This is a genomic window from Paenibacillus sp. P4_E11 (assembly GCF_056401635.1).
Window position 1 is genome coordinate 1 of the sequence record NZ_JBFUIX010000170.1, and the last position, 6,304, is coordinate 6,304.

Annotated in this window: 6 protein-coding genes; all 6 read left to right on the forward strand. The window is 46.9% G+C overall.

Annotated features, from left to right (window positions below; genetic code table 11):
* A partial coding sequence (locus AC1DWB_RS30225) for a DNA glycosylase AlkZ-like family protein (protein ID WP_477544807.1) occupies window positions 1-303 on the forward strand: 303 nt, incomplete at its 5' end.
* Window positions 304-317: 14 nt separating this feature from the next.
* On the forward strand, window positions 318-1,241 hold the full coding sequence (locus tag AC1DWB_RS30230) for a phosphotransferase family protein (RefSeq protein ID WP_477544808.1): 924 nt from the start codon (window positions 318-320) through the stop codon (window positions 1,239-1,241).
* Window positions 1,242-1,450: 209 nt separating this feature from the next.
* Complete coding sequence (locus tag AC1DWB_RS30235) at window positions 1,451-3,064, forward strand: glycosyltransferase family 4 protein (RefSeq protein ID WP_477544809.1); 1,614 nt, start codon at window positions 1,451-1,453, stop codon at window positions 3,062-3,064.
* Between the two features lie 85 nt (window positions 3,065-3,149).
* On the forward strand, window positions 3,150-4,931 hold the full coding sequence (locus tag AC1DWB_RS30240; protein WP_477544810.1) for an RNA polymerase sigma factor: 1,782 nt from the start codon (window positions 3,150-3,152) through the stop codon (window positions 4,929-4,931).
* Window positions 4,932-5,125: 194 nt separating this feature from the next.
* A complete protein-coding gene (locus AC1DWB_RS30245) occupies window positions 5,126-5,962 on the forward strand; it encodes a helix-turn-helix domain-containing protein (RefSeq protein WP_477544811.1) in 837 nt (278 codons plus the stop codon).
* 95 nt (window positions 5,963-6,057) lie between these two features.
* The coding region (locus AC1DWB_RS30250; RefSeq protein ID WP_477544812.1) for a dihydrofolate reductase family protein at window positions 6,058-6,304 on the forward strand (247 nt) is incomplete at its 3' end.

Here is a 6,304-nt window from a genome sequence, read left to right on the forward strand (position 1 = left end):
GTGCATCTACTTCCGGGATTCGATGAGTATATGCTAGGTTATAAGGACCGCAGTGCAGTATTAAGAGCGGAGTATGCACCACATGTTGTCCCAGGTAATAACGGCGTCTTCATGCCGACCGTCGTCATCGACGGTCAGATCGTTGGGTTATGGAAACGAACGATCAAGAAAAAAGGTATTGACATGGAAATCAACCTATTCATGCCCCAGGAAGAACGGGAAGAGAGTCTCATTGAGGCTGCTGGGCGGTCTTGCAAGTTTATGGGGCTTCCTCTAGCATCGACATCCATTCAAATGATCTAACAAGGAGAGTTACAGTGCATCTATTCCAGAAAGAGATTCATGATTGGAATTCCTGGGGAGCCGTATATCAGTCATTAGATGATTTTCAAAAACTGATCGAGGAAATATTCAAGAGAGAGAACCTCACAGGATATGAGCGCACTTCGCATCTAACACCCGGAACCAATGCAGTCTTCAGAGCAGGTAATTATGTGATCAAAATCTTTGCTCCACTAGAATCGGGTGCTCAACCAGATGATGCTTATCAGGCTGAGTTGCAAGCGATGCAAGTAGCCCTCGGATTAGGTATCCGAGTCCCCCGATTACTGGCAGATTCCGATATTCAAGATAAGTACCTATTCCGATATATGATCATGGAGTATATTGAGGGTCAAGCTGCAGGTCATGCATTTAAATCATACACATTGGCTCAAAAACAGAAGTTTGTTCTTGTCCTGAAACAAAATTTGCAGAAGATGAACGGCAAACCGCTCGATAAAGTAAGTCAATCGGTTGTGAAAGAAAGAGCCATTCATAACGTGAGATGGAATAGTTATCCGGAAATCATCAAGGCACAAATAGCAGAAATGGTAACACAATATGAGCTGTCCCCATGTGTGTATGTTCACGGTGATCTAACCGCGGACAATATCATCCTCGATAAACACAATGATATGTATATGATTGATTTCGCGGACAGTACGGTCGCACCAGCAGAGTATGAATACCCTCCCATTGTGTTTGACTTATTCAATTATGATATCGAATTCATTCATGAGTTCTACAAAGATATGGATTACGATGATTTTATTGAAAAATTATTTATGGGTACCTTGTTACATGATTTTGGTGCAAGCTTCATTCAAATAACCTACGAGAAGCTTACAGGTAAACCTATAAGAGAATTACAGGATATAAATGAGGTAAAGATGATATTGCATGCCAAATTAAAAGGATAAGAGGGGCGGATTAGCAGTCGAATTAGTAAGCGGTCTCTCCTTAGCGATGAAGGACTATGTTGAAGAGTTTCCTGTGCTTGGTGTTTGGGAGCAGACGTGTCGATCAGCTATTCGTGCTGCCGAAGAGATCCGTCGGCAGATTCTCTATGTTCATTGAATCTGATTATAATGGTCATAGATAGTCCTAAAAACAGGGGGTGCTTTAAGCGATGGAAAATACTCGACAGCCTCGAATTGGAATGCTTTGTGGGGACTTTCCTTGGGATGCTGCACCCCAGAAGTTAGGTAAACTWTGGAGTATGGGGAGAGTTGCACGTGATGTCACCTTTGCTCTTCGCGAAAGAGCGCAAGTTATCCCCTACTATGCACCAGTGAATCCAGACGATGAACGTGAAGCTATGACTTCATTTCTTGAGGGCATAGACATTCTCTGGGCTGATATTTATCCATCTAGTGCATACGCACTAAGTCTTCGTAAACAATTATCCATCGATATTCCTGCCCTTCTATTCGCTGGTGGAGCGATGCCGAAGGGAGCAGAGGCGATGCTGATCCCATGGCAGAATACACTTCAGTCTAAAGATGGGCTCATCTTCAGCTGTCATGCAGATCAAGAGATCTGGAGGCGTCTGGTTGAGTGGAGTACTCTCAAGGAATGGGTTATTCCACTTAGTGTCGACCAGACCGTTTTCTATCCTCGTCCTATAAATGAACGAGAAGAAACTCGAAGAAGACATGCCATTCCAAAGGATTCTCCGCTTTTACTTTACGTTGGACGGCTTAATGTGCAAAAGAATATTCATACCTTACTTCGTATGTTTGCAGCCGTTCAGGCACAGATCGTTGATGCCCATCTTTGTATTGTGGGAGAAGAGGACGATATTTCCTTTGGAGAATTTCGTGTTCGCAATACGGGTTACCTTGACTGGCTGCGTACGATTGCTGACAACTTGCGAATCGCTGATAGAGTCAAATTTGTTGGTCCGTTATTTGGAGAAGAGCTTGCACGTATGTATTCAGCAGCAGATGTGACTGTAAATCTAGGATTTTACCACCGTGAGAACTTTGGTCTCTCTCAAGCGGAGGCAGCTTCGTGCGGGGTTCCTGTAGTGTGTACATCCTGGGGAGGATTCAAAGATGTGGTTCAACATGCTTCAACCGGCTATTTCATTGATGCCGTTCTAACAAAAAACGGTGTTAGGGCTGATTGGGCGTACGGTGCCCATATCATCATCACACTCTTGCAACAGCATAATCTCCGTGAGGAATTAGGAAGGCAAGCAGCAAATTATGCGAAAGACAACTTTAGCATCGCTGCCATGACCCGGAATTTAAACTTAGTGGTTGATGAGGTTTTCCAAACGATTCATGTCGATAAAATTGAAGGGATTGCTTATAAGTCCAGTGAATTTGCAGAACGGTATGACCTAAACAAACGCGAATCAGGCTGGTATGCCACAGCTGGAGGAGCCGAATGGTACCAACCCATGTTTCAGGGAAGTGATAACGAACTGTATGAAACTCTCATGCAACCCTATGCAACACGTCTTGCCGAAGAGTGGGGGATTGATTCTGTAACGTCGAAGCATGTGCCTTACTTCCAACCATTCGTAATACAAGATTCAACTCGGCTTCTTCTAACTAATAATGACCCCATATGGCCGCATCGTCGATTCATATCCCAACAGGAATGGGAGGTTGTGCAACTCATTGATGGTGACCGTACATTAGAGGAGATTGCTGAACAATCGGGGAAAGAATTATCGATATGCACTAATCTCACTTGGACAATGTATGTAGATGGGTTTGTCCTCTTTCAATAATTCGATAATCTTTACTGAGAAATGTCAGATTGCGCTCGACTGTCGTGTCAATGGAATAGGTCAACYTTTTTCGCGAGGTGTTACGATGCAAGGTAGGAATCAACGGGAACAGGATGAGCGGCATGAGTATGAGCAGGAGCACGATGATGAGCTTGTTCGTCTGGCCAAAGGGGGCGACCGCTCGGCGTTCGGCGAGCTTGCCAGGCGGCATCGGGATGAGATGTTCGGGTACGCCAGGTCGATTACGAAGGAACAGTTCGCCGCTGAGGATGTGGTACAGGATGCGCTGTTCCGCGCTTTTACGCGCTTAGGATCACTTACGGACGTCAGCCGGTTCACACCTTGGATTCGGCGAATTGTGCGTAATCAGGCATACAACCAGATGAGTCGAGGACCGTTGGTTAAGGAACGGAGTTTCTCCGAGTTGTCCGCCCGATCAGACGTAAGCGATGAGAAGGAAGACTGGGGCAGTCTGAGCTATATCATGGGACGAATGGCAGCGAGACGAAGTCAACCGGACCCGGATGGTTCAGATCCTGCGCTGCGGCTCATTCGAAGGGAGATGTTCGAGACTCTGGTAGGCATCCTGCAATGCTTGTCCAAGAAGGAACGGCAAGTGTTCGAATCGTTTTTGTTCGAGCAGTTGTCGCCAGTAGAAATCGGACGTTTGTTCCAGTTGTCCACTACGAATGTATATCAGATATTGTCTCGTTCCCGGAAGAAACTTGCCCAGGAGCATATTCGTGTCGTTGTTGACCAATACATTCGTTCACGAAAGGAAATGGGCGTCATGAAAACAAAAGTACTAAGTAAACCGAAAGTGCTAGAGCATCCGACGACATGGACGACCGCCGTGGCCGCCATATGTGGATTGCTGGAGTTCACAGACCGACCGCTGTCGATCCCGATGGTGATGGGGTTGACCGGGTTTGGGTTCCGAGTCAACATCATTCGGGAGACAGTGGGCATTGCGGGACCAACGTTGTTCGATTTCGGTACAGTCATATCCAGCATCCTGGAGGCGGTCGGATACAAGGCAACCTACATATGCGATCATGGCCGGCCGTTAACTTCGAATGCTAACTTCCAATTGATGGCCGAGGAAGAAAAAACCGCTGAAGCCCGTATGAAGCGACAGCTATCCGAATTGGTACCGCGAGCTCTCGATTTCATCCATCATACCGTGGATAGCGGACATCCTGTGCTAGTGTGGGATTTGTACTTTCCAGAGTTTGCGCTAATCTACGGGTATGACGATGAGTCACGGCAGTTCATAGCCGGCGATTGTTCCACGGTTTACGAGACCGATAAGGTTCCATATGATCACCTTAGTCGTGGTACGTTGGGCATGTTGTTTGTGCTTTCGGTGCGCTCGTCCTTCACCCAGGACAATCGAACGATGTTTCGTAATGCGCTCGGCACCGCTCTGCGACACTACCGCGAACAAGAGCAGTATGCTGAACAGTGCATCAACGGTCTGGCCGGGTATGACGTCTGGATCGAGGCGCTGCAGGGTGGACGGGTGGAGCCCATAAGCAACTCTTACAATGTCTTCGTTATTTCGGATGCCCGGCATAATGCTGCTATGTTCTTCGATTCGGTGGGTGGAGGAGCGCTCGGCAGCTATGTTGGAAGTAAATCGATTGAGCAATTGGCACAGGATGCCGCATCCATATACAGCAGTATGCGGGGGCCRTTCGATCGGTTGTGCGTGATGTTCCCATTCATGGTAGACTTCAACGTCAGAGGTGGCAATCCGAATGACCCGGCCGTTGCGGAGGAGGCGATCCGTCTCTTGCAATCGATCAAGGAGATGGAGGAGCAGGCCGTACAAGTGCTGGATCGCATGTACGAGGTGTTACAGTAATGTGATGAGGGATAGTTCGGATGGTTATCTCAAGCAAATGCTTAATGATGCTCATGATGCGGAAAACTGAGATGGCCATGATGAAGCGAAGCTCTCTTTCAAAAAGCGGGCTTCGTTTTTATTATTGACCTGTATCTACCGGCTCTATGAAAATTCGTCTTTCGTGCAGCACTTGCTTCCTGTAAAATAAAGCTATGACAACCATTTCCTTTACTGTTCTCCCACCTCCTCCAGCTTTAAGTCGTGATATCGAATGTCTAAGAATCGCATCGCACATAGGAGACCAGCCGCTCGAGGTCAAGGTGTGTCCGAGCGGTTACCCAGGCATTGTGCTTCAACTTGCCGAAGATAAAACTGCAGCAATAGAGAGTATCGCCATCCGCTCTGCACAAACATCTCATATTCCTCTATTGTTTCTACATGGACAAGGGTCGGAACCGAGCATCATGCGTTTTAGGCGTAAACCGTACACCACGATTCAGATGGTGTTTAAGCCCCATGGCCTGTACACTATTTTCGGTTGGGACGCATCCTTATATAACCAAGGTCTTCTAGTTCCTGCTCAATTTGGAGCGGTGAAGCTTGAGGAACAACTCAAGACTGCGGGTTCAATCAACGAACAGGTTTCTTTGCTCAATCATTTTATGATAACAAGACTGGAACAGACCAGTAAGCGGGACGAGCTTATCGAGTTGATATTGGCTTATATACATGATCATATCGCGAGTGTTTTAGTAAGGGAGCTGGTCGCTGTTTTTCATATTTCCGAGCGGCAATTCCAGAAGCGCTTCGCTCGTGTCGTAGGTATGCCCCCGCATTTATTTATCAGGGTAAGACGCGTCAACGAAGCATTGAAGCTGATGCACTCCGGGCAGTACGAAAGATTGTCTGATGTCGCCTATGCGCTGAATTATTACGATCAGTCTCACTTTATACGCGATATGAAGTTGTTTTCCTGGGTAAGCCCGAAGCATATTGCTATGAAGGTCAGTGAATTTCACAGTGATCTGGCTGGATCGTCCTATTTGTAAAAAGGACGGTTTTGTCCAATTGTGATGACAACTCCTTCGGGTAAGATAAGGTTATTCCGTTATGGATGACTACCCTTTACCAAGGAGTGATAGCAATGAGCAAAATCAAAATGTTGAATCGGATTTCGATCGATGGGTACTTTGCCAGTCCGAATGAAGACAATTTTGGTATGGATTGGTTTATTCATGACCCCGAGGTTGACAAAGAGGCGCATGTGATGGGCGGCAAGATGGACACGCTGATCCTGGGAGCCAAGYCGTACCGAGGATTTGAACGCTCCTGGATACCCGTACTGCATGATCCCCACGCACCCAAGCATTTGAAGGAGATCGCCGAGGAGT

Coding starts and splice junctions, on each gene's coding strand:
- AC1DWB_RS30245 (WP_477544811.1), top strand. CDS start 5,126: ATGACAACCATTTCCTTTACTGTTCTCCCACCTCCTCCAGCTTTAAGT.